This window comes from Neorhizobium sp. T7_12 (assembly GCF_002968535.1).
In the GTDB taxonomy this organism is placed as follows: Bacteria; Pseudomonadota; Alphaproteobacteria; order Rhizobiales; family Rhizobiaceae; genus Neorhizobium; species Neorhizobium tomejilense.
Genome location: NZ_PVBK01000001.1, coordinates 693,474 through 716,153, shown reverse-complemented (window position 1 = coordinate 716,153; position 22,680 = coordinate 693,474). Strand labels below are relative to the sequence as shown.

The 22,680-nt window shown below is 61.5% G+C and carries 27 protein-coding genes; 18 read left to right on the top strand and 9 right to left on the bottom strand.

The genetic code is table 11. The features are described from left to right. The first annotated feature begins 49 nt into the window (after positions 1–49). The gene (locus C5J26_RS03635; RefSeq protein WP_105400534.1) at positions 50–958 is read left to right on the top strand and encodes a LysR family transcriptional regulator; all 909 of its coding nucleotides are present in this window, start codon (positions 50–52) and stop codon (positions 956–958) included. A gap of 5 nt (positions 959–963) precedes the next feature. Here the strand turns inward: C5J26_RS03635 and C5J26_RS03630 are convergent, their stop codons facing one another. Next, entirely contained in the window at positions 964–1,227 is a 264-nt protein-coding gene (locus C5J26_RS03630) for a DUF2188 domain-containing protein (RefSeq protein WP_105400533.1), read from the bottom strand. Between the two features lie 232 nt (positions 1,228–1,459). Between C5J26_RS03630 and C5J26_RS03625 the strand changes: the two genes are divergently transcribed. The 4 genes from C5J26_RS03625 to C5J26_RS03610 all read left to right on the top strand — a co-directional run bounded on the left by C5J26_RS03625 (position 1,460) and on the right by C5J26_RS03610 (position 5,804). Beyond that, entirely contained in the window at positions 1,460–2,563 is a 1,104-nt protein-coding gene (locus tag C5J26_RS03625; protein ID WP_105400532.1) for a calcium:proton antiporter, read from the top strand. Between the two features lie 169 nt (positions 2,564–2,732). Continuing rightward, positions 2,733–3,851 (top strand): 5-methyltetrahydropteroyltriglutamate--homocysteine S-methyltransferase, encoded by a 1,119-nt coding sequence (locus tag C5J26_RS03620; RefSeq protein WP_105400531.1) that lies wholly within the window; start codon positions 2,733–2,735, stop codon positions 3,849–3,851. A 106-nt stretch (positions 3,852–3,957) separates the two neighbouring features. Beyond that, on the top strand, positions 3,958–4,368 hold the full coding sequence (locus C5J26_RS03615; RefSeq protein WP_105400530.1) for a DUF3597 domain-containing protein: 411 nt from the start codon (positions 3,958–3,960) through the stop codon (positions 4,366–4,368). 209 nt (positions 4,369–4,577) lie between these two features. Continuing rightward, complete coding sequence (locus tag C5J26_RS03610; protein WP_105400935.1) at positions 4,578–5,804, top strand: PQQ-dependent sugar dehydrogenase; 1,227 nt, start codon at positions 4,578–4,580, stop codon at positions 5,802–5,804. A 158-nt stretch (positions 5,805–5,962) separates the two neighbouring features. On the opposite strand, the gene C5J26_RS03600 is transcribed toward C5J26_RS03610, so the two are convergent. Continuing rightward, positions 5,963–6,244, bottom strand: a complete 282-nt coding sequence (locus C5J26_RS03600) for a type II toxin-antitoxin system Phd/YefM family antitoxin (RefSeq protein ID WP_105400529.1) — start codon at positions 6,242–6,244, stop codon at positions 5,963–5,965. 100 nt (positions 6,245–6,344) lie between these two features. Further along, positions 6,345–7,547 (bottom strand): pyridoxal phosphate-dependent aminotransferase, encoded by a 1,203-nt coding sequence (locus C5J26_RS03595; protein ID WP_105400528.1) that lies wholly within the window; start codon positions 7,545–7,547, stop codon positions 6,345–6,347. Between the two features lie 217 nt (positions 7,548–7,764). On the opposite strand from C5J26_RS03595, the gene C5J26_RS03590 reads away from it, so the two are divergent. Both C5J26_RS03590 and C5J26_RS03585 read left to right on the top strand, forming a co-directional pair. Continuing rightward, positions 7,765–8,715 (top strand): EAL domain-containing protein, encoded by a 951-nt coding sequence (locus tag C5J26_RS03590; RefSeq protein WP_105400527.1) that lies wholly within the window; start codon positions 7,765–7,767, stop codon positions 8,713–8,715. Positions 8,716–9,246: 531 nt separating this feature from the next. After that, entirely contained in the window at positions 9,247–9,462 is a 216-nt protein-coding gene (locus C5J26_RS03585; RefSeq protein WP_046633016.1) for a cold-shock protein, read from the top strand. Positions 9,463–9,517: 55 nt separating this feature from the next. Here C5J26_RS03585 and C5J26_RS03580 read toward each other — a convergent pair whose 3' ends face one another. Continuing rightward, a complete protein-coding gene (locus C5J26_RS03580; RefSeq protein WP_105400526.1) occupies positions 9,518–10,195 on the bottom strand; it encodes an MBL fold metallo-hydrolase in 678 nt (225 codons plus the stop codon). 70 nt (positions 10,196–10,265) lie between these two features. After that, a complete protein-coding gene (locus C5J26_RS03575) occupies positions 10,266–10,487 on the bottom strand; it encodes a hypothetical protein (RefSeq protein ID WP_105400525.1) in 222 nt (73 codons plus the stop codon). Positions 10,488–10,655: 168 nt separating this feature from the next. Here C5J26_RS03575 and C5J26_RS03570 point away from each other — a divergent pair, with 168 nt between their 5' ends. The 5 genes from C5J26_RS03570 to C5J26_RS03550 all read left to right on the top strand — a co-directional run bounded on the left by C5J26_RS03570 (position 10,656) and on the right by C5J26_RS03550 (position 14,735). Continuing rightward, positions 10,656–11,288, top strand: a complete 633-nt coding sequence (locus C5J26_RS03570) for a DUF1236 domain-containing protein (RefSeq protein WP_105400524.1) — start codon at positions 10,656–10,658, stop codon at positions 11,286–11,288. 206 nt (positions 11,289–11,494) lie between these two features. After that, the gene (locus tag C5J26_RS03565; protein ID WP_046633007.1) at positions 11,495–12,010 is read left to right on the top strand and encodes a MarR family winged helix-turn-helix transcriptional regulator; all 516 of its coding nucleotides are present in this window, start codon (positions 11,495–11,497) and stop codon (positions 12,008–12,010) included. A 14-nt stretch (positions 12,011–12,024) separates the two neighbouring features. Then, positions 12,025–12,723: a response regulator gene (locus C5J26_RS03560; protein WP_046633005.1), complete on the top strand. Its 699-nt coding sequence runs from the start codon at positions 12,025–12,027 to the stop codon at positions 12,721–12,723. Between the two features lie 31 nt (positions 12,724–12,754). After that, positions 12,755–14,134 carry an ATP-binding protein gene (locus tag C5J26_RS03555; protein ID WP_105400523.1) on the top strand — a complete coding sequence of 460 codons (1,380 nt, stop codon included), beginning with the start codon at positions 12,755–12,757 and terminating at the stop codon, positions 14,132–14,134. A 19-nt stretch (positions 14,135–14,153) separates the two neighbouring features. After that, on the top strand, positions 14,154–14,735 hold the full coding sequence (locus C5J26_RS03550; protein WP_105400522.1) for a DUF1349 domain-containing protein: 582 nt from the start codon (positions 14,154–14,156) through the stop codon (positions 14,733–14,735). Between the two features lie 28 nt (positions 14,736–14,763). On the opposite strand, the gene C5J26_RS03545 is transcribed toward C5J26_RS03550, so the two are convergent. The 4 genes from C5J26_RS03545 to C5J26_RS03530 form a co-directional block, all read right to left on the bottom strand. Continuing rightward, on the bottom strand, positions 14,764–15,105 hold the full coding sequence (locus C5J26_RS03545; protein ID WP_105400521.1) for a tRNA-binding protein: 342 nt from the start codon (positions 15,103–15,105) through the stop codon (positions 14,764–14,766). 10 nt (positions 15,106–15,115) lie between these two features. Continuing rightward, on the bottom strand, positions 15,116–15,934 hold the full coding sequence (proC, locus tag C5J26_RS03540) for a pyrroline-5-carboxylate reductase (protein ID WP_105400520.1): 819 nt from the start codon (positions 15,932–15,934) through the stop codon (positions 15,116–15,118). Next, positions 15,934–16,434: a YbjN domain-containing protein gene (locus tag C5J26_RS03535; RefSeq protein ID WP_046632999.1), complete on the bottom strand. Its 501-nt coding sequence runs from the start codon at positions 16,432–16,434 to the stop codon at positions 15,934–15,936. Before C5J26_RS03535 ends, proC begins: the two co-directional genes overlap by 1 nt. Before the next feature lie 867 nt (positions 16,435–17,301). Further along, on the bottom strand, positions 17,302–17,556 hold the full coding sequence (locus C5J26_RS03530; protein ID WP_037076291.1) for an accessory factor UbiK family protein: 255 nt from the start codon (positions 17,554–17,556) through the stop codon (positions 17,302–17,304). Between the two features lie 191 nt (positions 17,557–17,747). Between C5J26_RS03530 and C5J26_RS03525 the strand changes: the two genes are divergently transcribed. From C5J26_RS03525 to C5J26_RS03500, 6 genes are all read left to right on the top strand, one after another. Continuing rightward, positions 17,748–18,038, top strand: a complete 291-nt coding sequence (locus tag C5J26_RS03525; protein WP_046632997.1) for a helix-turn-helix transcriptional regulator — start codon at positions 17,748–17,750, stop codon at positions 18,036–18,038. A 13-nt stretch (positions 18,039–18,051) separates the two neighbouring features. Then, on the top strand, positions 18,052–18,444 hold the full coding sequence (locus tag C5J26_RS03520; protein WP_105400519.1) for a VOC family protein: 393 nt from the start codon (positions 18,052–18,054) through the stop codon (positions 18,442–18,444). Positions 18,445–18,596: 152 nt separating this feature from the next. Next, a complete protein-coding gene (lgt, locus tag C5J26_RS03515; protein WP_105400933.1) occupies positions 18,597–19,421 on the top strand; it encodes a prolipoprotein diacylglyceryl transferase in 825 nt (274 codons plus the stop codon). Positions 19,422–19,434: 13 nt separating this feature from the next. Beyond that, positions 19,435–20,535, top strand: a complete 1,101-nt coding sequence (locus tag C5J26_RS03510) for a class I SAM-dependent methyltransferase (protein WP_105400518.1) — start codon at positions 19,435–19,437, stop codon at positions 20,533–20,535. A 133-nt stretch (positions 20,536–20,668) separates the two neighbouring features. After that, complete coding sequence (pgeF, locus tag C5J26_RS03505; RefSeq protein WP_105400517.1) at positions 20,669–21,463, top strand: peptidoglycan editing factor PgeF; 795 nt, start codon at positions 20,669–20,671, stop codon at positions 21,461–21,463. Between the two features lies 1 nt (position 21,464). Further along, positions 21,465–22,616, top strand: coding sequence for a Xaa-Pro peptidase family protein (locus tag C5J26_RS03500; RefSeq protein WP_105400516.1), 1,152 nt, complete (start codon positions 21,465–21,467; stop codon positions 22,614–22,616). Positions 22,617–22,680: the final 64 nt, after the last annotated feature.

Genomic DNA, 22,680 nt, shown 5'->3' with positions numbered 1-22,680 from the left:
ATTCGCTTCTATACGGAATTGGCAGAATACCTTTGGCATCCATACAAAAATGCATAACATCAGCTGGGATTTCTATCGAACCTTCCTCGCCGTCCTGCGGCTCGGCTCGTTGTCGGCTGCGGCGCGCGATCTCGGCCTGACGCAACCGACCGTCGGTCGCCATATCGACGCTCTCGAGCAGGCCTTGGGCTACCAGCTCTTCACCCGCTCGCAACAAGGCTTGCTGCCGACCGAGCCGGCGCTCGCGATGAAACCCTATGCGGAGAACCTCGCCATCACGACCGCCGCCATGCAGCGGCTGGCTTCGGGCGAGATCGGCGCGGTCAAGGGAACGGTGAGGATCAGCGCCAGCGAGGTGATCGGCGTCGAAATCCTGCCGCCGATCCTCGCCAGCCTCCAGGACCAGCACCCGGGGCTGGAACTGGAACTGTCACTGTCGGATTCGCTGGAGGATCTTTTAAGGCGCGAGTCGGATATCGCGGTGCGCATGACCAGTCCGGTCCAGGATGCGCTCGTCACCCGCCATATCGGCGACATTCCGCTCGGGCTTTTTGCCCATCGACGTTATCTGGACCGGCATGGAGTTCCGCAAAGCCCGGACGACCTCGCCGCCCATAGGCTGATCGGCTTCGACCGTCGCACCGCCTTCGTTCGCGCCGCTGCGGACCGTATCCGGGCCACCTCCCCGGCCTTTCCCGATATCGAAAATATCCGCTGGAGCTACAAGGCGGACAACAATCTCGCCCAACTGGCGGCGATCCGCGGAGCTGTCGGCATCGGCATATGCCAGGTTGGCATTGCCCGTCGCGATCCGGATCTGGTCCGGGTGCTGCCCGATGTTTTCGAGCTGCCGCTCGACACCTGGGTTGCCATGCATGAAAATCTGAAATCGTCCCCACGCTGGCGCGTCACCTTCGACGCGCTCGTCAAAGGCTTATTGGACTATGTCCGCGGCTGACCTCTTCAGTGGGTGGTCGGCGCCTCGTCGCCATCCATGACCTCGGCCTCGGGCCGGTCGCCACCCTCGCTGTATTCGGTGTGCCAGATGCCCTTTTCATCCTGCCAGCTGATTTCTTCCGGGTCTCCGCCGACCTGCTGTTCGGCCGCGACGATGCGCGCCGCCTGCAAGGCGTCTGAATGGCTGGGAAAAGTTTCCGAATAGACGTCGCCCTGGCGATAGGCCCAGCCGCCGTCATGCGGCACGACTTTATAGGTAACCTTGGTCATACTCCCTCCTGTCTTTCACGGCTGCCTCGATCCATTCGGATCCTTGTCCTGTCGCGGCACCGGGGTGAGAAATTAAAAAGGTACCGCGAAGTTCCAAGCCACATCGCAAATCACGTCATAAATTATGACATCAAAGGCCGCCGACCGCAAATCCTCGACACGAAAGCGGAACCTTGCTTGATGCCGCAGGTTGCCGCCTTAGATTGTCATCGGCCAAGGTCAGGAGTGGAATGTGGGTCTGTTGTCCCTGCTGAAGCAGGAAAGATTTCTTATCGTCGCGCTGGCCGCAGGCTTCGTTGCCTATTCCGTCGAACATTCCCTACTCGAGGCCGGCAAAACGACTTCGCTGATCGCCGCCGTCGTCCTGATCGGCATCATCATTCTCGCCTCGACCCGCGTCGCCCACCATGCCGAAGTGCTCGCCCGCAAAGTCGGCGATCCCTACGGCACGATGATCCTGACGCTGTCGGCAGTGGCGGTCGAGGTGCTGATCCTCGCCATCATGATGGGCAATACCAGCTCGCCCACCCTGGTGCGCGACACGATCTATGCAGCGGTCATGCTGGACATTAACGGCATCCTCGGGCTTGCCGCCCTGCTCGGTGGCCTGCGCCACGGCGAGCAGCCCTATAACGACGATTCAAGCCGCACCTACAGCGTCATGATCCTGACGGCGATGAGCATTTCCATGATCGTCCCGGAGTTCATTCCCGACGACCGTTGGCACTATTATTCCGCCTTCACGATCTGCGCGATGATCGCGCTTTATGCGGTCTTCCTGAAGATGCAGGTCGGTCCGCACAGCTATTTCTTCAGCTACACCTATCCGCGCGCCAAGGCGGCGACCGGCGGCCAGACGCCGAAAGAGGAAGCTGAACACGAATCCTCGGCGATCTCGATCGGCGTCATCCTTGTCGGCGTCCTGATCATCGGCTTCCTCGCCGAATTCATGTCCACCTTCATGAATGCCGGGCTGGAGGGCAGCGGCGCACCGCTGACACTGATGGCTGTCGTGGTTGCGGCGATTTCCGCAGCGCCCGAAATCCTGACCGCCCTGCACGCGGCACTGCGCAACCGCATGCAGTCCGTCGTCAACATCGCCATGGGCGCCTCGCTCTCGACCGTCATCCTCACCGTGCCTGTGATGGAGAGCATCGCGCTCTACAGCGGCCAGCCCTTCGTCATGGCGATGACGCCGGTTCAGACCGTCATGGTCGCCGTCACCCTGATCGCCGCCGCGATCAACCTCAACGACGGGCAGACCAACGCCATCGAAGGCATGACCCATTTCGTTCTTTTCGCTACCTTCGTGATGCTGACGGCGCTGGGCCTCTAGGCAAAAGAGATTCCGCATCAAAGGCTTGCGCGCGACAACGGAATCGGATCGGGAAGAGGTTGAATCAATGTCTGAAATATGGTCGTGTCCGCCGCGGCGAAGGCCGGTTTCCCAGCCGGCCGTCCAGCAATGGGCGCGATCACCGTGTTGCGCATGAAGGAGATTTCACATGTCTACACCTCCCTACAGAGCCGACCACGTCGGTTCGCTGCTGCGTCCCGCTTCCGTCAAGGAAGCCCGCAAGAAGTTCTATGAAGACAAGAGCATTTCCGCAGACGAGTTGAAGGCCGTCGAAGACGAAGGCATCCGGGAACTCGTCAAGCTGCAGGAAAGCGTCGGCCTGAAGGTCGTGACCGACGGCGAAGCCCGTCGCCACTTCTGGCATTACGACTTCCTCGGCCTGCTCGACGGCATGGAATTCGTCACCCGCGAGGCCCACAAGGGCGTCACCTTCCACGGCGTCAAACTGCCGCCGACCTTCCCGACCATCAACGGCAAGCTCGACTTCCCGGATGATCATCCGCATCTGGAGCACTTCAAGTTCCTTGCCGCCAACACCAAGGTGACGCCGAAGATCTCCATCCCCGGCCCGAGCGTCGCCCATTACCGCACCGCCCGCGCCGACGTGACCTATCCGGAATACCAGGACCAGGAAGCGCTCTTCGCAGCCCTCGCCCGCACCTATGCCAAGGCCGTGCAGAAGTTCTACGAAGCCGGCTGCCGTTATCTGCAGATGGACGACATCTACTTCGCCTATCTCGGCGACGAGAAGCAGCGCGCCATGAAGCGCGAGGAAGGCTACGATCCGGACTGGCTGATCGAGAAATACGCATTGACCATGCATGAAGCGATCAAGGACCGCCCGAAGGACATGCTGATCGGCATGCATATGTGCCGCGGCAACTTCCGCTCCACCTGGGCTGCCGAAGGCGGTTACGATGCAGCGGCCGACGCGATCTTCAACAAGACCGGCGTCGACATGTTCTTCATGGAATACGACACCGAGCGTGCCGGCGGCCTGCAGCCGCTGAGCCTTCTCCAGAAGGGTTCCAAGCAGCGCGTCTATCCGGGCTTCATCACCACCAAGACCGGTGAACTGGAGACGCTCGATTCGCTGCGCCGTCACTTCGACGAAGCCTCCAAGTTCGTCGATATCGACCAGCTCGGCATCGCCCCGCAATGCGGTTTCGCCTCCACCGAAGAAGGCAATTCGATCACCGAGGACGACCAGAAGCGGAAGCTGGAACTCGTCGTCAAGACCGCCGAAGCCATCTGGGGCGCGGCCTGATCTGATATTCGTGCGCCGCGGGTCGAATAACCCGCGGCTGCCACTTGAGAAATCATTGTTCTAGCTTAGGTTCCTATTCGGATTTAACCCGAGGGAGATTGCAACGATGGGTATATTCGACAAGATCAAGAATGCGATTTGGGGCGCGGATGAAGCAGCACCGGCCGCCGAACCTCTGAAACCGGCCGCTCCGATTTCCGCGTCCGCCGCCCCGGCGTCCAATCCGACGGCCATCCCTTCGGCAACGCCGTCGTCGGGTCCCGTCGACATCACGCCCATACTCGACGCTGCGGTCAAGAAGAGCGGCCAGAAGCTCGATTGGCGCAAGTCGATCGTCGACCTGATGAAGGCGCTCGATCTCGATTCCAGCCTTACGGCCCGCAAGGAACTGGCCGCGGAGCTGCATTATACCGGCGATACCAACGACTCCGCGACGATGAACGTCTGGCTCCACAAGGCGCTGATGAAGAAGCTGGCCGAAAACGGCGGCAAGGTTCCGGCCGATCTCGCCGACTGATCCGCAATCTCGTCCGAACGCACGAAGCCTGCCCTCACCGGCGGGCTTTTGTTCGCGACCGCTCAATAAAATATTCTTGAACGAACTGTGTACGGCGCTTGCCGATGAACGCCCTAGATGAAGGCCATTGCCAGATACTCCTTCGCCGCGTGCGGGAGTGTCGTTGCAGGCCTCGGCGGTAGTTCCGCCCTATTGACAGGGAGTCCATGATGAAACGCCTCAGTCTTCTCGTGACCGGTTCGGCCCTCTCGCTTGCCCTGTTGGCCGGCCCGGTTCCTGCTCAAAACACCGGCCAACCCGCGGAAACCAAAGCGCCGAACGCCCGCGACCAGAAACCCGCCTTCGCCAACCAGACGCGCGCTCCGCAGCCGGCCCGGATGCCGAAGATCGCGCAGGAGGTGGTCGCCGACGGCCTGCCGCATCTCTGGGCCATGGAGTTTCTGCCCGACGGCCGGATGCTGGTGACGGCCAAGCAGGGTGCCATGCACATCATCTCGGAAGAAGGCGAGGCTGGTCCAAAAATCGAGGGCGTTCCGAAAGTGCTCGCCAGAGGCCAGGGCGGCCTGCTCGACGTCGCGCTTGCCCCGGATTTTGCCAGATCCGGCATGATCTACTTTTCCTTCTCCGAACAACGCCAAGACGGAAACGGCACATCGGTCGCCTCCGCAAAACTCGTCCCGGACGACCGCGGCGGTGGAAAGCTCGAGAACGTCAAGGTGATCTTCCGCCAGATGCCGAGCTATGACGGCAATAATCATTTCGGCTCGCGCCTCGTCTTCGGCCCGAGCAACGAACTCTACGTAACGGTCGGCGAACGTTCCGATCCGCAGCCGCGCGTGCAGGCGCAGGATATCGCGAGCGGCCTCGGCAAGATCTTTCGCATCGACGTGAACGGCAAAGCGCTGCCCGACAATCCGTTCGTCAATCGGCAAGGCGCCCGGCCGGAAATCTGGTCGCTCGGCCACCGCAACCTGCAGTCCGCCACCCTCGACGGACAGGGCCGTCTCTGGACCGTCGAGCACGGACCGCGCGGCGGCGACGAACTGAACCGCCCGGAAGCCGGCAAGAATTACGGCTGGCCGGAAGTCACCTACGGCATCGAATACAGCGGCAAGCCGGTCGGCAAGGGCATCACTGCCATGAAGGAGACGGAACAGCCGGTCTATTTCTGGGACCCGGTCATCGCCCCGTCCGGCATGGCCTATTACGATGGCGACGCCATCCCGGAATGGAAAAATTCCTTCCTGATCGGCGGCCTCGTCGCCCAGGGCATCGTGGTCGTCCACATGGACGGCGACAAGGTCGCCTATGAAGAGCGCGTGCCGCTCCAGGCCCGCATCCGCGACGTCAAGGTCGGCCCCGACGGCGCCGTCTACGCCGTCACCGAACAGCGCGGCGGCGGGGAATCGACGATCGTGAAGCTGACCAAGGGCTGATGGGCCAATTTGGGTGCGGCGGCGCTTTACGGCGCCTCTTGCTCAAAATTTCAATGCCAGGCGATGTCCAACGAGCGCGCGGTCGATCGTCGCCAGTTGCAGCCCTTCGACCTGCAGAACGGCAATGACCATATGCGTGTCGAGAAGACAGCGCTTCGTCAAGGCAACGGCCTTAGCAGGAAATCTTCCGGCAAAGGGTCGTCGAAATCCTCAGCGATATACGGCACCGGGTTGAAAATGCCCTTCGACCGCAGATAGGCCTGACCTGCTTCCCAGTCGATGCCGCCCTTCTTCTCAGCCGGCTTCGATACTTCCGTATGCGGCACGATATCGAACACCGGCTTACCGTCCCGCGTCACGGTCACGGTCTCGCCCTGCTCCACATCCTGGGCAAGTTCGTCAAGACGGTCCTGAGCTTCGCGGAGAGAAACGGTTTTCATAACCGAAATGTATGTCCGGCCGCTGTCATGGTCAACGGATGCCTGAAAACAGAAAAGCCCGCCGTCGCTGGCGGGCTTCTGCTGATTGAGTGAGGCCAGCTTACTTGCAGTTTGCGCAGAAGCGCTGGATCCGCTTGCAGGCTTCTTCGAGCTGTTCTTCCGAAGCCGCATAGGAAATGCGGAAATTGGGGCCGAGACCGAAGGCCGAACCGTGGACGACGGCCACGCCTTCGGTTTCCAGAAGTTCGGTGACGAAATCCTCGTCGGTCTCCATGACCTTGCCCGACGGCGCGGTCTTGCCGATCAGGCCGGCGCAGGACGGATAGACGTAGAAGGCACCTTCCGGAGACGGGCAGACGATGCCCTTCGCCTGGTTCAGCATCGACACGACTAGGTCGCGGCGGCCTTCGAAGATCTTCTTGTTCTGCGGAATGAAATCCTGCGGACCGTTGAGCGCCTCGACCGAAGCCCATTGGGCGATCGTGCAGGCACCTGACGTCTGCTGGCCCTGGATCATGTCCATCGCCTTGATCAGTTCGAGCGGGCCGGCCGCATAGCCGATACGCCAGCCGGTCATCGCATAGGCCTTGGAAACGCCGTTCATCGTCAGCGTCCGGTTGTAGAGCTTCGGCTCCACTTCCGCCGGCGAGACGAACTTGAAGTCGCCATAGGTCAGGTGCTCGTACATGTCGTCGGTCAGCACCCAGACATGCTCGTGCTTGACGAGCACGTCGGTCAGCGCCTTGAGTTCGTCATGGCTATAGGCAGCGCCCGACGGGTTGGACGGCGAGTTGAACAGGAACCACTTGGTTTTCGGCGTGATCGCCTTTTCGAGATCGGCGGCGGTCACCTTGAAGTTGTTTTCCTGGCTCGCCTTGATGATTACCGAGGTGCCGCCGCAGATGGCGACCATCTCCGGATAGGAAACCCAGTAGGGCGCGGTGATGATCACTTCATCGCCGGGATTCAAGGTCGCCATGAAGGCGTTGAAAAGAATCTGCTTTCCGCCGGTGCCGACGATCGTCTGCGCCGGCGTGTAATCGAGATTGTTCTCGCGCTTGAACTTCTTGGCGATTGCCTCGCGAAGCTGCGGAATGCCGGATACCGGCGGATATTTGGTCTCGCCGCGATTGATCGCGTCGATGGCGGCTTTCTTGATGTTTTCCGGCGTATCGAAATCCGGCTCGCCTGCGCCGAGCCCGATCACGTCGCGGCCCTTTGCTTTCAGGTCGCGGGCTTTCTGGGAAACGGCGATGGTGGCAGAGGGCTTTACGCGGGAAAGTGCGTCGGCAAGAAAGGCCATAATCTTCGTCCTGAAGAGCTGTTGAACACGGCGGCATCGCGCGCCGAAAACCGCCCGTACGCTCTATGTCTAAACTATGACGCCGTTTCAAGCACAAAGCTTGAATGTGAACCATGAAAGAAGCTGATTAAAACCTTCGAAACCTTGTTTACAACCGCGTAACCCTTGGCTGCTACAACCAGGAGGGATGGGATAACGGAAATCGACGGGCACGGGCATGACGCCGAGAAGCATCTTCGCCAATCTGGTTCGCAGCGACAATGGGTCGTTCTCCACCGTCTACGGTCCTTTCCTGCTGCAATCCGCGCTGCAGCCGATCCTTCGCTCCGGCCCGGAAACCGGCCTTGAAATCGAAGCTTTTGAGGGCCTGCTGCGCGCCTCCCGCGATGGCGAGCCGGTGTCGCCGGCCGAGTTCTTTCCGCTCGTGTCTCCGGTCGACATGGCCGATGTCGACAGCATCCTGCGCACCATTCACATCTTGAACACCGGCCGGCTGAACCGGTCCCGCGCCGGGATCTTCGTCAAGTTCCATCCCGGCCTCTTCCGCACGTCCCAGGAAATGCGCCAGGAAGTCGATCGCATCAAGGTCGCCAGCCACGAGGCTGGTCTGGCGCCCGATCGGATCGTCTGCGAAATCTCCGAAAGATCCGGCGCGTCGGACGACATTGTCGTCGCCTTCACCGAGCACATGCAGGCGGTCGGCTTCCGTATCGCGATTGACGACTATGGCGCCCGCGATTCCGATCTCGATCGTCTGAAGCGCATCAAGCCGGACTACGTGAAGTTCGAGGCCGCCTGGGTGCGCGACTTCCTCGACAATTCCGCCGGTTACGCGCTGTTGCGCGTCATCGTCCGGCAGATGCTCGACGATGGTATCGAACCGATCTTCGAAGGGCTTGAGGAGCTTTGGCAGGTGGATCTCTGCGAAGAGCTCGGCGTGCCGCTGATGCAGGGTTATGCCTTGGCGCGGCCCGAACTCGCCCCGACGACATTCAACGAGAGCTTTCCGGAAAGCCTGGCCGACTTCGCGCCGCTCCAGACGACCGGCAACGAAATCACGCTTGGCACCAGCCGGGCCGCCGCGACCCTACCTCCTCCGGCCCTGGCCAAACCGGTATTCGCAAGGCCTGCCCGCGCTTTTGGCCGCCGGCAATCCAGCGGCGAGTAGTATCAGGAACCGCAGTTTTCCCGCTAGGGATGCGTGACCGCTATCAGCCGCAATATCGGCCCGGAACCCGCTCCGACCCTCGTTCAGAGACATGAGCGGCAAAAATTTTTCTTTTCGCGTCATTTGCCCCAAAACGGCACAGATGAAGGTTAGCAAAGCATTGCCGGCGATGGAATCGTCTTGCCGCACCATCAGCGGAGGCTCAAAGCCCGCATTTTCCGGGGGTTCCCGCGATTTGCAATTTGCCATTGTGGCGATAATTCAAAAAACTTTTTCTTGCCAATTTTCAATAAACACAGCACTCTGTGCAAGTTCGGGCAATTTACGAGCATGGGAAGACCTATAATGACGCGCTCCGAAGGCGCTAAGACTTCGGGCGGTAGGCCGGGGGCGGAGATTTCAAAGCAATTCCTTCCGGTCATCGCGGTAAAGACAGGGACCCTTTCTTAAAGCTGCCTGCCGCCGCCCTTCGGGGCTACACTGTGATGCTGTCCGCCGCTGAACACGGACAGAGAGAAAAGGACCTGCTGCATGGCCGAGACTGGCACTGTAAAATTCTTCAATACCGACAAAGGCTTCGGCTTTATCAAGCCTGACAATGGTGGCGCCGATATCTTTGTCCATATCTCTGCCGTACAGGCTTCCGGCCTGTCCGGATTGTCTGAAAACCAGAAAGTAAGCTTCGACACGGAACCGGATCGTCGCGGCAAAGGCCCCAAGGCCGTCAATCTGCAGATCTCCGGCTAAGCCTCCAGAGGCTTGCCATTTCGAGTTGAAGCCCGGCAGAGATGCCGGGTTTTTTTTAAACCGACGTATGTTGCGGCTTCGATCCGCCGAGGCCGCGCAGGAATGGATTTGTGCGTCGTTCGTCGCCGATCCGGCTGCCCGGCCCGTGGCCGCAGATGAACCCGACCTCGTCCCCGAGCGGCAGAACCTTGTCGCGGATCGAAGCGAGCAGCGTATCGTGATCTCCGCCCGGCAGATCCGTGCGCCCGATCGAGCCGTTGAACAGCACGTCGCCGAGATGCGCGAAACCCTGGGCACGGTTGTAGTAGATCACGTGTCCGGGCGCATGTCCGGGGCAATGGAATATCTCGAAGACATGCTCGCCGAACGAAACCTTGTCTCCTTCGTTGAGCCAGCGGTCCGGCAAAACGTTGCGCACCTCCATCTTGACCCCAAATTTTTCCGCCTGCGTCTCCAGGCGCTGCAGCAGCGGCAGGTCCGCCTCGTGGGGACCGATCACCGGGATGCCCAGCGCCTCGCGCAATTCGTCGGCGCCGCCCGCATGATCGATGTGCCCGTGTGTCAGCCAGATTTCCGTGGCCGTGATGCCGTTTTCCCTGATGACCTGAAGGATCGTCGGCACGTCGCCGCCCGGATCGACCACGACGCCCTGCTTGGTCTCCTCGTCGAAGAGGATGGTGCAGTTCTGCTGGAATGGCGTAACCGGAATGATACCGGCCTGTAACTTGCCCATGATGCCTCGGCCTGAACGATGATGCTTGCCGGGATATACCGATAAACCCAGGGCATTTCAGCCGAAAAGATCAGTTCGAGGCAAGGGTCGTGTAATGGGTATTGGCGGAAACCGGCGGTGCAAGCGATACGGTGGCAATCAGGAAGGCTGCAATCGCGATCTTCAGCACGAAAACGGTCACCAGCACGCTTCTGAGCGGATTGGCCGCGCTGGGTGTTTCGATCCTGATCGGCGGCAGTGCGCTGAAGGTCTGGGCGCTGAAGGTCTGGGCGGTCACGGTCGGGTTCGTCATGGGTCTCTCCGGTGCTTCTGGCGGGATCAATGGGTTGGCGGCACAAAGGTTCCGTACCCCATTCTAGCTGTGGCACCCCCGCCACAGCTTGCAGAATCCACCCGCATTCGGCGGAACCACCAAGGCATGCGGGTGTTACCCTGCCAGTCAACATGAGGAGAAAAATCCATGACGACTTGGTTGAAATGCCCGGAATTGAAGCGGCTTGGCCTCGGCGCCGTCCTTTCGGCGCTTGCCCTGCCCGCCCAGGCGCAGATGACCACCACCACCGCCTCGGACATCATCGTCCGCTCCGGTCCCGGCCAGGATTATCCCGAGATCGGGATGGCCACCCGCGGCAGCCCCGCCATGATGGACGGCTGCCTCCAGGGTAGCAAATGGTGCCGCATCGACGTCAACGGCATGCGTGGCTGGGTCTATGCGGAATACCTGACCATCCGCCACAACGGCTCGGCGGTCGCTGTCGAGGAATACCGCACTCGGTATGAAGTGCCGTCCGTCACCTATGAGACGACCGCAAGCATCGCTCCGCCGGCCGCCGTTCCGGGTCCGGGGGATGTCCTGCTCGGCCCGGTCGGTGCGGTCGAACCCGTCGAACCGCCGGAAACCGTCATCAGCTACATCGAAGAGCACCCGGTCCGGCCGGTCTATGTCCGCAACGAAGTGGCGATCGGCGCGACCCTGCCGCCCGAGGTCGTGATCCAGCAAGTACCGGACTACGACTACGATTACGTCGTCGTCAACGACCGCCCGGTTCTTGTCGATCCCGGCACCCGCCGTATCGTTCACATCTACGATTGAGCTCCACCGTAAAAGGGCGCTGTTCGGCAGCGCCCTTCCCGGTAGTTCGCGGCACCCCCGCCCTCCCCAACAAATGCTGTTGATTGTTCAGCCTGATCGCGCTTTATGACGTGCGGCAGGTTACAATGCGAGATCGGCAATAAAAGCTTCGGCCCCAAGATCTTCGGAGCCTGGGGCAAGCAGCCGCAGAGGGAAAGGAAACGCGAGTGTCGCGCGCATCGACGGGAAAAGCCGTCAAGAAGGTCATGCCGACAATGCCGGCAGTCGACGAAGCCCAGATCGACTTCGAGACCATCGAACTGCTTTTCTTCGCCTACCGCGATTTCGTGTCCGACCCGGATGCGATCCTCGCCAAGATCGGCATGGGCCGCGCCCACCACCGCGTCGTCTATTTCGTCTGCCGCCAGCCGGGCATGATGGTCACCGACCTTCTCGACACGCTGCAGATCACCAAACAGAGCCTTGCGCGCGTTCTCAAGCAGCTGATCGAATCCGGCTATATACGCCAGATGGCTGGCGCCAAGGATCGCCGCGAGCGCAGGCTCTATCCGACCCTTGCAGGCCGTGAGCTGGCTCTCGCCCTTTCCGAGCCGCAATCGCGCCGTATCGCTCGCGCCATGGACGAGCTGCCCCCCGACACGCGGGCCTCGGTCAAGGAATTCCTGCGCCGTATGCGCGGCCGCGACGAAAGCCTAGAGCCTATCGACAGCGACTTGGACTAAGTGGGACCTTTGAGATGACGACACTGCCCCCTTCCGATGATGCACCTCATCTTCTCGTCGTCGATGACGACACGCGCATCCGCGATCTTCTGAACCGCTACCTGATGGAGCAGGGTTTTCGCATCACCGTCGCGGGCGACGCCGCCGAGGCCCGCCGCAAGCTCGAAGGCCTGCATTTCGATCTCATCATTCTCGACGTGATGATGCCCGGCGAATCCGGCATTTCGCTTACCCAGTCGCTCTACCAGAAGAAGACGGTTCCGGTGATCCTGCTGACGGCCCGCGCCGAATCGGAATCCCGTATCGCCGGTCTCGAAGCGGGCGCCGACGACTATCTGTCGAAGCCGTTCGATCCGCGCGAACTGGTGCTGCGCATCAACAATATCCTGCGCCGCAGCACCTCGCCCGATACGCCCAAGATCGAGCAGATCATGTTCGGCCCCTTCACCTTCTCCATCCCGCGCAAGGAATTGCGCAGGGCCGCCGAAACCATCCGGCTGACCGATCGCGAACAGGAGATCATGCTGCTTTTCGCGCTGCGGGCCGGCGACACCATCCCCCGCCACGAGCTGATCGGCGATGATGCCGAGGTCGGCGAGCGCACGATCGACGTGCAGATCAATCGTTTGCGGCGTAAGATCGAGGAGGATCCGGCCAACCCCGTCTATCTCCAGACGGTGCGTGGCATCGGATACAGGCTGAGTATCGATTAGCCGGAAGAGACCGGCACAGGCTGAAGGCAGGATGGCACTTTTCGACCCACTGAAGCGCGACATGGACCGGCTCATCTTGCCGGGCTGGCGCCCGATGACCCGCTGGCTGCGCCGCCGCCTGCCGACCGGCCTCTACACCCGTTCGCTTCTGATCGTCATCCTGCCGATGCTGCTGCTGCAGGGTGTCGTCGCCTCCGTCTTCATGGAGCGGCACTGGCGCATGGTGACCGAACGCCTGTCGGAAAGCACGGTGCGAGATATCGCCGGCATTATCGAGGTGATCCAGGCCTATCCGCAGGACAGCAACTATGACGCCATCAGCCGCATCGCAAGCGACGCGCTGAACCTCACCATCGCGGTCGAAGAAAACGGCCAGCTGCCGCCGCCCCGCTCCCGCCCCTTCTTTGAGATCCTCGACGACATCCTTGCCGAACAGATCACCCGCCAGATCCAAATGCCCTTCTGGATCGACACGATCGGAGACAGCCGGCTTGTCGAAATCCGTATCAAGTTCGATACCAGGGTGCTGCGCGTCTTCGTCCGCCGCGGCTCCACCTATGCCTCCAACACCCATATCTTCCTCGTCTGGATGATCGGGGCGGCCGTCGTCCTGGTGATAATCTCCATCCTTTTCCTGCGCGGCCAGATCCGGCCGATCCTGACGCTCGCGCGTGCTGCCGAAAGCTTCGGCAAGGGACAGAAGACCGATGGTTTCGCTCCCCGCGGCGCTGATGAAATCCGCCGCGCCGGCCTTGCCTTCATCCAGATGCGCGAGCGCATCGAACGGCAGATGGAACAGCGCACCGCCATGCTCGCCGGCATCAGCCACGACTTGAGGACCATCCTCACCCGGTTCAAGCTGCAGCTGGCGCTTGCCGGCGACAAGCCGGAACTGGCCGGCATGAGCCAGGATGCCGACGACATGCAATCGATGCTGGAAGGTTATCTCGCCTTCGCCAAGGGCGAAGCGGAAGAAGATTTCGGCGAACTGCGGTTGAGCGAACTGCTTGAAAAGCTCCGGTCGGAATTCGCGCTGCACGGCAAGACCATGACCTACGAGATCGACGGCGAGGACGAGATCGCGGTGCGGCCGAATGCCTTCGCCCGGCTTGTCGGCAACTTGGTGTCCAACAGCGAGCGCTACGCCAAGACGCTCCATGTGGACGCACGGCATAGCGCCAAGTGGCTGACGCTGACGCTCGACGACGACGGTCCGGGCATTCCGCCGCAATCTCGCGAGGACGTCTTCAAGCCGTTCTACCGCCTGGACGAGGCTCGCAACCTCAATGCGTCCGGCACCGGCCTTGGCCTTGCGATCGCCCGCGACATCGCCCGCGCCCATGGCGGCAACGTCACGCTCGCCGACAGTCCCCGCGGCGGCTTGCGCGCCGTCGTGCGCGTCCCAGCCTGATCATTTTTTCGAGGAACCGATGCCGATCGACCTTTCCCACATGACCTGGCTGAACCCGCCGCCGGAAAGCCGTGAGGAGAACGGCAGTCTGGTTGCCCGCTCCGGCTTCGAGACCGATTTCTGGCAGGGCACCTATTACGGCTTTCACCGCGATAGCGGCCACTTCCTCCACCGGGCCCGAAGCGGCGACTTCACCGCCGAAACCTCCTTCGTCGGCCGCTACGAGGCGCTCTACGACCAGGCAGGCCTGATGATCCGCCATGACGAAAAACACTGGATGAAATGCGGCGTCGAATTCACCGACGGCGCCCGCCATTTCAGCGTGGTGGTGACCAACGGTCACTCCGACTGGTCCGCCTTCCGCCTCACCGACGATTTCGAGGAAATCTCCGTCCGCGTCACCCGCATGGGCGACGCCCTCTTTATCCAGTATCGGACCGACACCCAGCCGGACTGGCGAATGGCGCGGCTCGCTTTCTTCCCACCCGAACTCACCGACCTCTCCGTCGGCATGACCTTCTGCTCGCCGCAACGTGAAGGCTTCGAGGTCGAGTTCCGGTCGTTCAGCCTGACCGAGGTCGACAGCCGCGATATCCACTGACGATCCGCACTGCGGATCAGCGCCCGGGTTAAATCAGCTTCCGGCCGTTCGGCACCGGCTGCTCGACGGCCGCAAGCACGATTGCACCGTTTTCGTCCTCGAAGCCGAGCGTCAGCACTTCCGAGCGGAATGGCCCGATCTGCCTCGGCGGGAAATTGACGACGCCCAGCACCTGCCGTCCGACAAGCGTTTCCGGGGTATAATGCACGGTGATCTGCGCCGAGGATTTCTTGATGCCGATCTCCGGGCCGAAATCGATCTTCAGCTTGAAGGCGGGCTTCCGGGCTTCCGGAAACGCCTCGACCTCGATGATCGTGCCGACGCGGATGTCCACCTTTTCGAAGTCGCCGTAGGTGATGTCCTCAGCCATTCGAACTCACTCACGCGCCGAGTTCTTCGGCTCTGTCGCGGGCAGCCGCAATCGCCTTGTCGAACAGCGGCTGCATGCCGTCGTCAGCCATCAGCACCGCAAGTGCCGCAGCCGTCGTGCCGTTCGGCGAGGTGACGTTCTGCCGAAGCCTGGAAGCGTCGTCCGGGGACTGGTGGAGGAGCTCACCAGCCCCCGAGACAGTTTCCCGCGCAAGCCGCATGGCGAGGTCCGCCGGCAGGCCTGCTTTCCGGCCCGCTTCCGCCATGCACTCCACGAGATAGAACACGTAAGCCGGGCCGCTGCCCGAAACGGCGGTCACGGCATCAATATCCGCTTCGCTCGAAACCCACTCCACCGGCCCGCTGACTTTGAGCAGGGATTGCACCGTTTCGCGCTGGGCGTCGGTAACCTTGGGATTGGCATAGGCGCCGGTAACGCCGCGACCGATCATGGCAGGCGTATTCGGCATGGCACGCACCATAGCCGCCTCGCCGAGATGTTTTTCCAGATAGGCGAGCGTCTTGCCGGCGGCGACCGAAACCACCGCCGTGCCGGGCCCGACGACAGACTTCAGAGGCGGCAGGACCGCATCCATGAGCTGCGGCTTGACGGCAAGAAACAGGATGTCGGCGGAAGCACCATCGGGCACCGACGCAAAATGACGCGCGCCGGCCTCCGAGATCATCGTCTTCATGGCGTCCGAGGGCGACGGATCGATGACCGTCACGGACGTGCCAGGCACGCCCTTCTTCAGCCAGCCGGACAGCATGGCGCCGCCCATATTGCCGGCGCCGATCAGAATGATGGATCCCAAATGACCCAAGGCCATCAGCATTCGCCCACGGTTTCGAACAGAACGGCTTCCATGGCGGCTTTCGCCTCCATGCCCGACCATACGACAAACTGGAACGCCTGGTAATAGGATTCGCAGGCGTCGAGGGCACTCGAAAGCAGCACTTCGACCTGCTGGTTGTTGGGTTCGGCACCGCCGGCCAGCAGCAGCGACTGCCGGAAGATGACGACGTCTTCCTGGCGCCATACGTCGAAATGACCCATCAGCACCTGGCCGTTGACGTGGCTCAGCAGGCGGATGACCTCGTTGACGCGGGCGTCGGGAATTTTGAGGTCGAAAGCGCAGGCGAGATGCAGCGCTTCGAACTCCTCCATCCAGGAGAAGGAAACATGGTAGTCCGTCCAGCGGCCTTCCACGGTCATGGCGATCTCGTCTTCACCCGACCGTTCGAACGTCCAATCGTTCGAGGCAGCAACGAATTCGATCATATCGACCGGATTCGACTGGCGTTCGATTTCCATTTCCATAAGCGTCATGCGGCACCTTCTTGACCGGAATGAATGCGAATTCGTGCGGTAAAACGCCAAAAACACGCGAACACTAACCGGGAACAACACTGTCGATGATCGTCCGACGCTTCCAGAATAACGCAGTCACCCTGTCTGGAGCTTACCAAGCCGTTTCGAATCATCCTTTAAAATCAGTGTACCTAGACGGAGTCCGGCTGCCAGCCCCTTCCTCGGTTTTTACATGGGCAAAACTCCAAACATGGTTCGCAGCGGAGATCAGAACGGAGTCATAAGCGACTCTGGACACTGGCTTTTTTGAATGTGTCCACAGGGCGTCATTTTTTTCGTTTCAACACCTGCGCCCGCGCCGAAAATCTGTTCGGCACGGCACGAACGGAGAGCCCACACGAATGCGGAACCTCGATTGATTTTTTAATGGTGGCTCCGCATTCGCGTGGCCTTCGGCGTCTTTTCGAGGCTTCCGGCCCCTACAGGTGATCATCTCGCCTCGCTGCGTGGCTTTGTTCGCGCCCATCCTTTCGGGACAGGCCTGCCACTTGCACGGCTCAACCGAACCTGGCCCGGCGACCAGGGGGAGGCTTGATAGGAATGGTCGTCTTGCGACGAGCATTCCATGGCTTTCACCTCCCTCACCTTCCCCGCACGTTACGGATCGAATGAGGGCGCCGGCCCCCGCCTGCCCGCGAACGTCTCGCGAAACACTCCGGCGACGGAAGCACTGGGATTGTAGGCATGGGTTGGAAGAGCGGGGAAGGTATTCGATGCACTGCTTTCCTCTCCCCTTGGGGAGAGGAAGAAAAAACAGCGTCTTAGCCGACAAGCTGAGTGCCGGATTTTACGGGAGAGAGGCTGATCATCCCCGGAAGACGCAGGTCACTGTCCCGAAAGCTTCGCTTCCAGCGCTTCGATCCGCGCCTTCAGCGCCTCGTTCTCGTCGCGGGCGCGGGCGGCCATTTCGCGGACGGCCTCGAATTCCTCGCGCTTGACCACATCCATATTGTTGAGAAACCGCTCGGCCTGGGCATGGAATGCCGTTTCGACCTCCTTGCGCACGCCCTGGGCAGCGCCGGCCGCATCGGTCATCAGCCGCGCGAAATCATCGAGAATGCGGTTCGTGCCGGTTGCCATGGTTTTGAACTCCCATATCGTCTGGCCGGCAATCCGGGCCGGCGAATGTCCATAGGGATCAAGTAGGGCCTGTGCGGGCCGCTTGCAAGCATCATCCGAGGTACCGGTCGCCCCATCTCGGACAAATCGTCCGCCTGCCGCACAGTCGGCCCTTCCTTGACATGCAATAATTTTATTGCATATTCGATGCCATGAACGATGACGATCTCGATCACATTTTCAAAGCGCTTGGCGACCCCACTCGTCGCAAGATCATCGATCGCCTGCGCGAACGCCCTGGCCAGTCATTGTTCGAAATCTGTGCTCTCTTTTTCGCGGAGAACGGCATGGCACTTTCGCGTCAGGCGATCACCCAGCACATCGACATGCTGCAAAAAGCCGGACTGGTTCGTGTCGAATGGTCAGGCCGGACCAGGATCCATTCTCTCGATCCCGGTCCGTTGCGAGAGGCTGTTGACCTGTGGCTCCGCCACCATCTCTAGAAAGGATGTTTCCATGAGAATCTACGTCACGAGCGTCCTTGTGGACGACCAATCGAAAGCCCTGGACTTCTACACACGCGTGCTGGGGTTCAAGGTGAAGCACGATATCCCCATGGGGGAGCATCGCTGGCTGACCGTCGTCTCGCCCGAAAATCCCGAAGGGACCGAGCTGCTTCTCGAACCGAGCGAACACCCCGCCGCCAAGCCCTTCAAGGCGGCGCTCGTCGAGGACGGCATCCCCGCAACCTCGTTCCAGGTCGACAACATCGATTCCGAATATGAGAGGCTTGTCTCGCTGGGCGTCTCCTTCACCCAGAAACCGATGGATGCCGGCCCTGTCCGTATGGTGGTGCTCGACGATACCTGCGGAAACCTTATTCAGTTGATACAGATGAAGGATAACTGAGGTTCCCGGCAATCGCCGAACTTCACTGGGGTTAAAGGGGCAATCCCCGAGATTCGCCTTGACCGGCGATGAGCGCACCGCCATGTTCCGCGACAATTCGGTTTGTATGAGAACCTTGTAATTTGTACGAAGCGCTTCATCTTTTCGCTCTGATGCCGTTCCCGAATATCGATCCGGTGGCCTTCTCCATCGGACCGCTGGCGGTCCATTGGTATGGGCTCGCCTATGTCGCCGGCATCCTGCTCGGCTGGTTTTATGCCCGTCGGCTGGCGGCGAACGGCTCGCTGTGGAAAGACGGCCAGTCGCCGATCACGGCCGTCCAGCTCGACGACTTCCTCGTCTGGGTCGCGGCCGGCATCGTGCTTGGCGGCCGCATCGGCTATATCCTGTTCTACGACATGGGGGCCGTGGCCGCGAACCCCATCCGCGCGATCGAGATCTGGAACGGCGGCATGTCCTTCCACGGCGGCTTCATCGGCGCGACGATCGCGATGATCATCTTCGCCCGCCGCAATGCCATTCCCGTCTGGAGCATGTTCGACACGGTCGCCGCCGTCGTGCCTTTCGGCCTGCTCTTCGGCCGCATCGCCAATTTCATCAACGGCGAACTCTGGGGGCGCCTCAGCAGCGCGCCCTGGGCCGTCGTCTTCCCGACCGGCGGCCCGTTCTCCCGCCATCCGAGCCAGCTCTACGAAGCCGGCCTGGAAGGCATCGTGCTCGTCCTCGTGCTTGCCCTGCTGATCTTCCGGTTCAAGGCTCTGAAAGTCCCGGGTACCATCGCCGGCACCTTCGTTGTCGGTTACGCGCTCTGCCGCATCTTCGTGGAATTTTTTCGCGAACCGGATGCGCAGCTCGGTTATCTGCTCGGCACCAATTGGCTGACCATGGGCATGATCCTGTCGCTGCCGATGATCGCTGCGGGTATCTGGGCCATTCTTCGTGCCCGCGCGGCGGTAACGTCCGCGGCGAAGGCTTGAGGGGGCACATCCGGTGAGCACTCCCCTCACAGAGAAGATCAAGACCCTGATCCGCACCAACGGGCCGATCAGCGTCACCGACTATTTCGCGCTGTGCCTCGCCGATCCCGAATACGGGTATTACCGCACCCGCGAGCCCTTCGGCCGTCACGGCGACTTCATCACCGCGCCGGAGATCAGCCAGCTGTTCGGCGAGATGGTCGGCGTCTTCATGGTGCATGCCTGGCAGCAGCACGGCACGCCGACGGGCGTCAGGCTGGTGGAGATCGGCCCTGGCCGCGGCACGATGATGGCCGACATGCTGCGGGTGATCAAACGCATCGCGCCTCGGTTTTTCGAAGACCTGCACGTGCATCTGGTCGAGACCAGCGAGCGCCTACGCGGCGTCCAGCGCATCACGCTCGAGGCCTTTTCCACCAAGATTTCCTGGCACGACAGCTTCGAGGACCTTCCCGAAGGTTTTACGCTGATCGCCGCCAACGAGCTGTTCGACGCGATCCCGATCCGCCAGTTCGTCAAGACGCCGACCGGTTTTCGCGAACGCCTCGTCGGCTTGACCGCCGAGGACGAACTCGGTTTTGCTGTCGGCATAGCCACGCTCGACCCGCAGCTGCTGCCCTCGCCCGTCGCCGGTATTCCCGACGGCACGATCTTCGAACTTTCCCCGGCCCGACAGGCGGTGATGCTGACGCTGTGCGAACGCTTGCGGACCTTCGGCGGCACGGCTCTGATCATCGACTACGGCCATCTGGTCACCGGTTTCGGCGATACCCTGCAGGCCATCCGCTACCACGACTACGATCCGCCACTCGAAAATCCCGGCGAAGCGGATCTCACCAGTCATGTCGATTTCGAGGACCTCGCGCGCATTGCCGTCACCACGGGCGTTCACCTGAACGGCGGCCTGCATCAGGGCGATTTTCTTTTCGGCCTCGGCATTGGCGAGCGGGCGAACGCGCTTGCCAAGGACAAGGAGCCTACCGAGCAGCGCCTGATCGCCGCCGCCGTCGACCGGCTGGCCGGCGAAGGGGCCGGCAAGATGGGCGAACTCTTCAAAGTCATCGCGGTATCGAGCCCGGCATTGAAGCTGATGCCGTTTCGCGCGGTGGAGTAAACCGCGGCCGTCAATTCATCAACCGATTGACATCCGCCCTTTTCTTGCGCCACTCTCGCCCTAGATCGAAGCAGCGGGCAGGCCTTGAGAGAGCGCCAAAAACCTCTTCAAATCAACGGGATAGATAACACCGATGCAGGACATACCCTTGCCGGAGCCGATCGAGAGCCCCCTGTTGAACGACAGGGCCGGCGCCGGTATCCGCCATGGTTTCTTCACCCGCAAGGGGGGCGTTTCGCAAGGCCTCTATGCCGGCCTCAACGTCGGTATCGGCTCCGACGACGACCGTGCGAGGGTCACCGAGAATCGGGCTCGCGTTGCTGCCTGGTTCGGCCTGCCGCTCGAAAAGCTGGCGACCGTGCACCAGGTCCATTCGCCCGACGTCTTCGTCGTCGACGAGACCTATGCCGGCGAACGGCCGAAGGTCGACGCGATGGTGACCAGCGTGCCGGGCGTGGCGCTCGGGGTGCTCGCGGCCGATTGCGGCCCGATCCTGTTTGCCGACGGCGAGAACGGCGTGATCGGGGCGGCCCATGCCGGCTGGAAGGGTGCGTTGACGGGCGTGCTCGAAAACACCATCGAGGCAATGGTCTCGCTGGGTGCGGCGCGCGAAAACATCACCGCCGTCCTCGGCCCCTCGATCGGTCCGGCAAGTTACGAGGTCGGACCGGAATTCGTCGAACGGTTCCTGAGCCACGATCCCTCCTACGAGGCTTTCTTCACGCCGTCATCGAATGCGGGGCATTCTATGTTCGACCTGCCGTCGCTGACCATTAAGCGGCTGACGGCAGCAGGCGTGCGGGCCCAAAGCCTCGGCCTCGATACCTATCCGGATGCGGAACGGTTCTATTCCTACCGCCGCACCACCCATGCCAAAGAGCCGGATTACGGCCGTCAGATTTCAGCAATCGCACTTCGGGAGAATTGATATGGCCCTGCATTTCGAGAGGAGCGAATACGCCGACCGGCTGACGCGGCTGACGGAGAAGATGCGCGCCGACAAGTTGGATGCGCTTTTGATCTTCGCGCAGGAAAGCATGTACTGGCTGACCGGCTACGACACGTTCGGCTACTGCTTTTTCCAGACCCTGATCGTCAAGGCGGACGGGGCGATGACGCTGCTCACCCGCTCCGCCGACCTGCGCCAGGCCCGCCACACCTCGACCGTCGAGAACATCGTCGTCTGGGTGGACCGCGTGAATGCCGATCCCACCCTCGACCTCAAGAACCTGTTGAGCGACATGGACCTGCTCGGCGCCAGGATCGGCGTCGAATACGATACCCACGGCATGACCGGCCGCGTCGCCCGCCTGCTCGACAACCAGCTCGCCACCTTCGGCCAGATCAGCGACGCCTCCTATCTGGTCAGCACGCTGCGCCTCGTCAAAAGCCCGGCGGAGATCGCCTATGCCAGACGCGCCGCCGAGCTTGCCGACGACGCGCTCGATGCGGCGCTGCCATTGATCAAGGCCGGCGGCGACGAGGCGGAAATCCTCGCCGCCATGCAGGGCGCGGTCTTTCTCGGCGGCGGCGATTATCCCGCCAACGAATTCATCATCGGCTCCGGCACCGACGCGCTGCTCTGCCGCTACAAGGCCGGGCGCCGCAAGCTCGACGCGACCGACCAGCTGACGCTCGAATGGGCCGGTGCGGCCGCGCATTACCATGCGGCGATGATGCGCACGGTCATCGTCGGCGAGCCGTCGCCTCGCCACCGCGAGCTTCACAAGGCCTGCCTCGAAACCATCACGGCGATCGAGGAGGTTCTGCACCCCGGTCAGACTTTCGGCGACGTCTTCGACACCCATGCCCGCATTCTCGACGAGCGCGGCCTGTCGCGCCACCGCCTCAACGCCTGCGGTTATTCGCTCGGCGCGCGGTTCTCGCCTTCCTGGATGGAGCACCAGATGTTCCACTTCGGCAACCCGCAGGAAATTCTGCCGGACATGACGCTGTTCGTGCACATGATCATCATGGATTCCGACAGCGGCGCCGCCATGACCCTCGGCCACACCTACCTGACGACCGAAGGCGATCCGCAGCCACTTTCCCGCCACACCCTGGAGCTCATTCAGCGCTGAACGCTACGAAAATCAGGCAATTGACAGGTTGGGAACGCCAACCCTAAGCTCCGGCCGAGGAATC

Coding starts and splice junctions, on each gene's coding strand:
- C5J26_RS03635 (WP_105400534.1), top strand. CDS start 50: ATGCATAACATCAGCTGGGATTTCTATCGAACCTTCCTCGCCGTCCTG.
- C5J26_RS03630 (WP_105400533.1), bottom strand. CDS start 1,227: ATGACCAAGGTTACCTATAAAGTCGTGCCGCATGACGGCGGCTGGGCC.
- C5J26_RS03620 (WP_105400531.1), top strand. CDS start 2,733: ATGTCTACACCTCCCTACAGAGCCGACCACGTCGGTTCGCTGCTGCGT.
- C5J26_RS03615 (WP_105400530.1), top strand. CDS start 3,958: ATGGGTATATTCGACAAGATCAAGAATGCGATTTGGGGCGCGGATGAA.
- C5J26_RS03610 (WP_105400935.1), top strand. CDS start 4,578: ATGAAACGCCTCAGTCTTCTCGTGACCGGTTCGGCCCTCTCGCTTGCC.
- C5J26_RS03600 (WP_105400529.1), bottom strand. CDS start 6,244: ATGAAAACCGTTTCTCTCCGCGAAGCTCAGGACCGTCTTGACGAACTT.
- C5J26_RS03595 (WP_105400528.1), bottom strand. CDS start 7,547: ATGGCCTTTCTTGCCGACGCACTTTCCCGCGTAAAGCCCTCTGCCACC.
- C5J26_RS03590 (WP_105400527.1), top strand. CDS start 7,765: ATGACGCCGAGAAGCATCTTCGCCAATCTGGTTCGCAGCGACAATGGG.
- C5J26_RS03585 (WP_046633016.1), top strand. CDS start 9,247: ATGGCCGAGACTGGCACTGTAAAATTCTTCAATACCGACAAAGGCTTC.
- C5J26_RS03580 (WP_105400526.1), bottom strand. CDS start 10,195: ATGGGCAAGTTACAGGCCGGTATCATTCCGGTTACGCCATTCCAGCAG.
- C5J26_RS03575 (WP_105400525.1), bottom strand. CDS start 10,487: ATGACGAACCCGACCGTGACCGCCCAGACCTTCAGCGCCCAGACCTTC.
- C5J26_RS03570 (WP_105400524.1), top strand. CDS start 10,656: ATGACGACTTGGTTGAAATGCCCGGAATTGAAGCGGCTTGGCCTCGGC.
- C5J26_RS03560 (WP_046633005.1), top strand. CDS start 12,025: ATGACGACACTGCCCCCTTCCGATGATGCACCTCATCTTCTCGTCGTC.
- C5J26_RS03555 (WP_105400523.1), top strand. CDS start 12,755: ATGGCACTTTTCGACCCACTGAAGCGCGACATGGACCGGCTCATCTTG.
- C5J26_RS03550 (WP_105400522.1), top strand. CDS start 14,154: ATGCCGATCGACCTTTCCCACATGACCTGGCTGAACCCGCCGCCGGAA.
- C5J26_RS03545 (WP_105400521.1), bottom strand. CDS start 15,105: ATGGCTGAGGACATCACCTACGGCGACTTCGAAAAGGTGGACATCCGC.
- proC (WP_105400520.1), bottom strand. CDS start 15,934: ATGGCCTTGGGTCATTTGGGATCCATCATTCTGATCGGCGCCGGCAAT.
- C5J26_RS03535 (WP_046632999.1), bottom strand. CDS start 16,434: ATGACGCTTATGGAAATGGAAATCGAACGCCAGTCGAATCCGGTCGAT.
- C5J26_RS03530 (WP_037076291.1), bottom strand. CDS start 17,556: ATGGCAACCGGCACGAACCGCATTCTCGATGATTTCGCGCGGCTGATG.
- C5J26_RS03525 (WP_046632997.1), top strand. CDS start 17,748: ATGAACGATGACGATCTCGATCACATTTTCAAAGCGCTTGGCGACCCC.
- C5J26_RS03520 (WP_105400519.1), top strand. CDS start 18,052: ATGAGAATCTACGTCACGAGCGTCCTTGTGGACGACCAATCGAAAGCC.
- lgt (WP_105400933.1), top strand. CDS start 18,597: ATGCCGTTCCCGAATATCGATCCGGTGGCCTTCTCCATCGGACCGCTG.
- pgeF (WP_105400517.1), top strand. CDS start 20,669: ATGCAGGACATACCCTTGCCGGAGCCGATCGAGAGCCCCCTGTTGAAC.
- C5J26_RS03500 (WP_105400516.1), top strand. CDS start 21,465: ATGGCCCTGCATTTCGAGAGGAGCGAATACGCCGACCGGCTGACGCGG.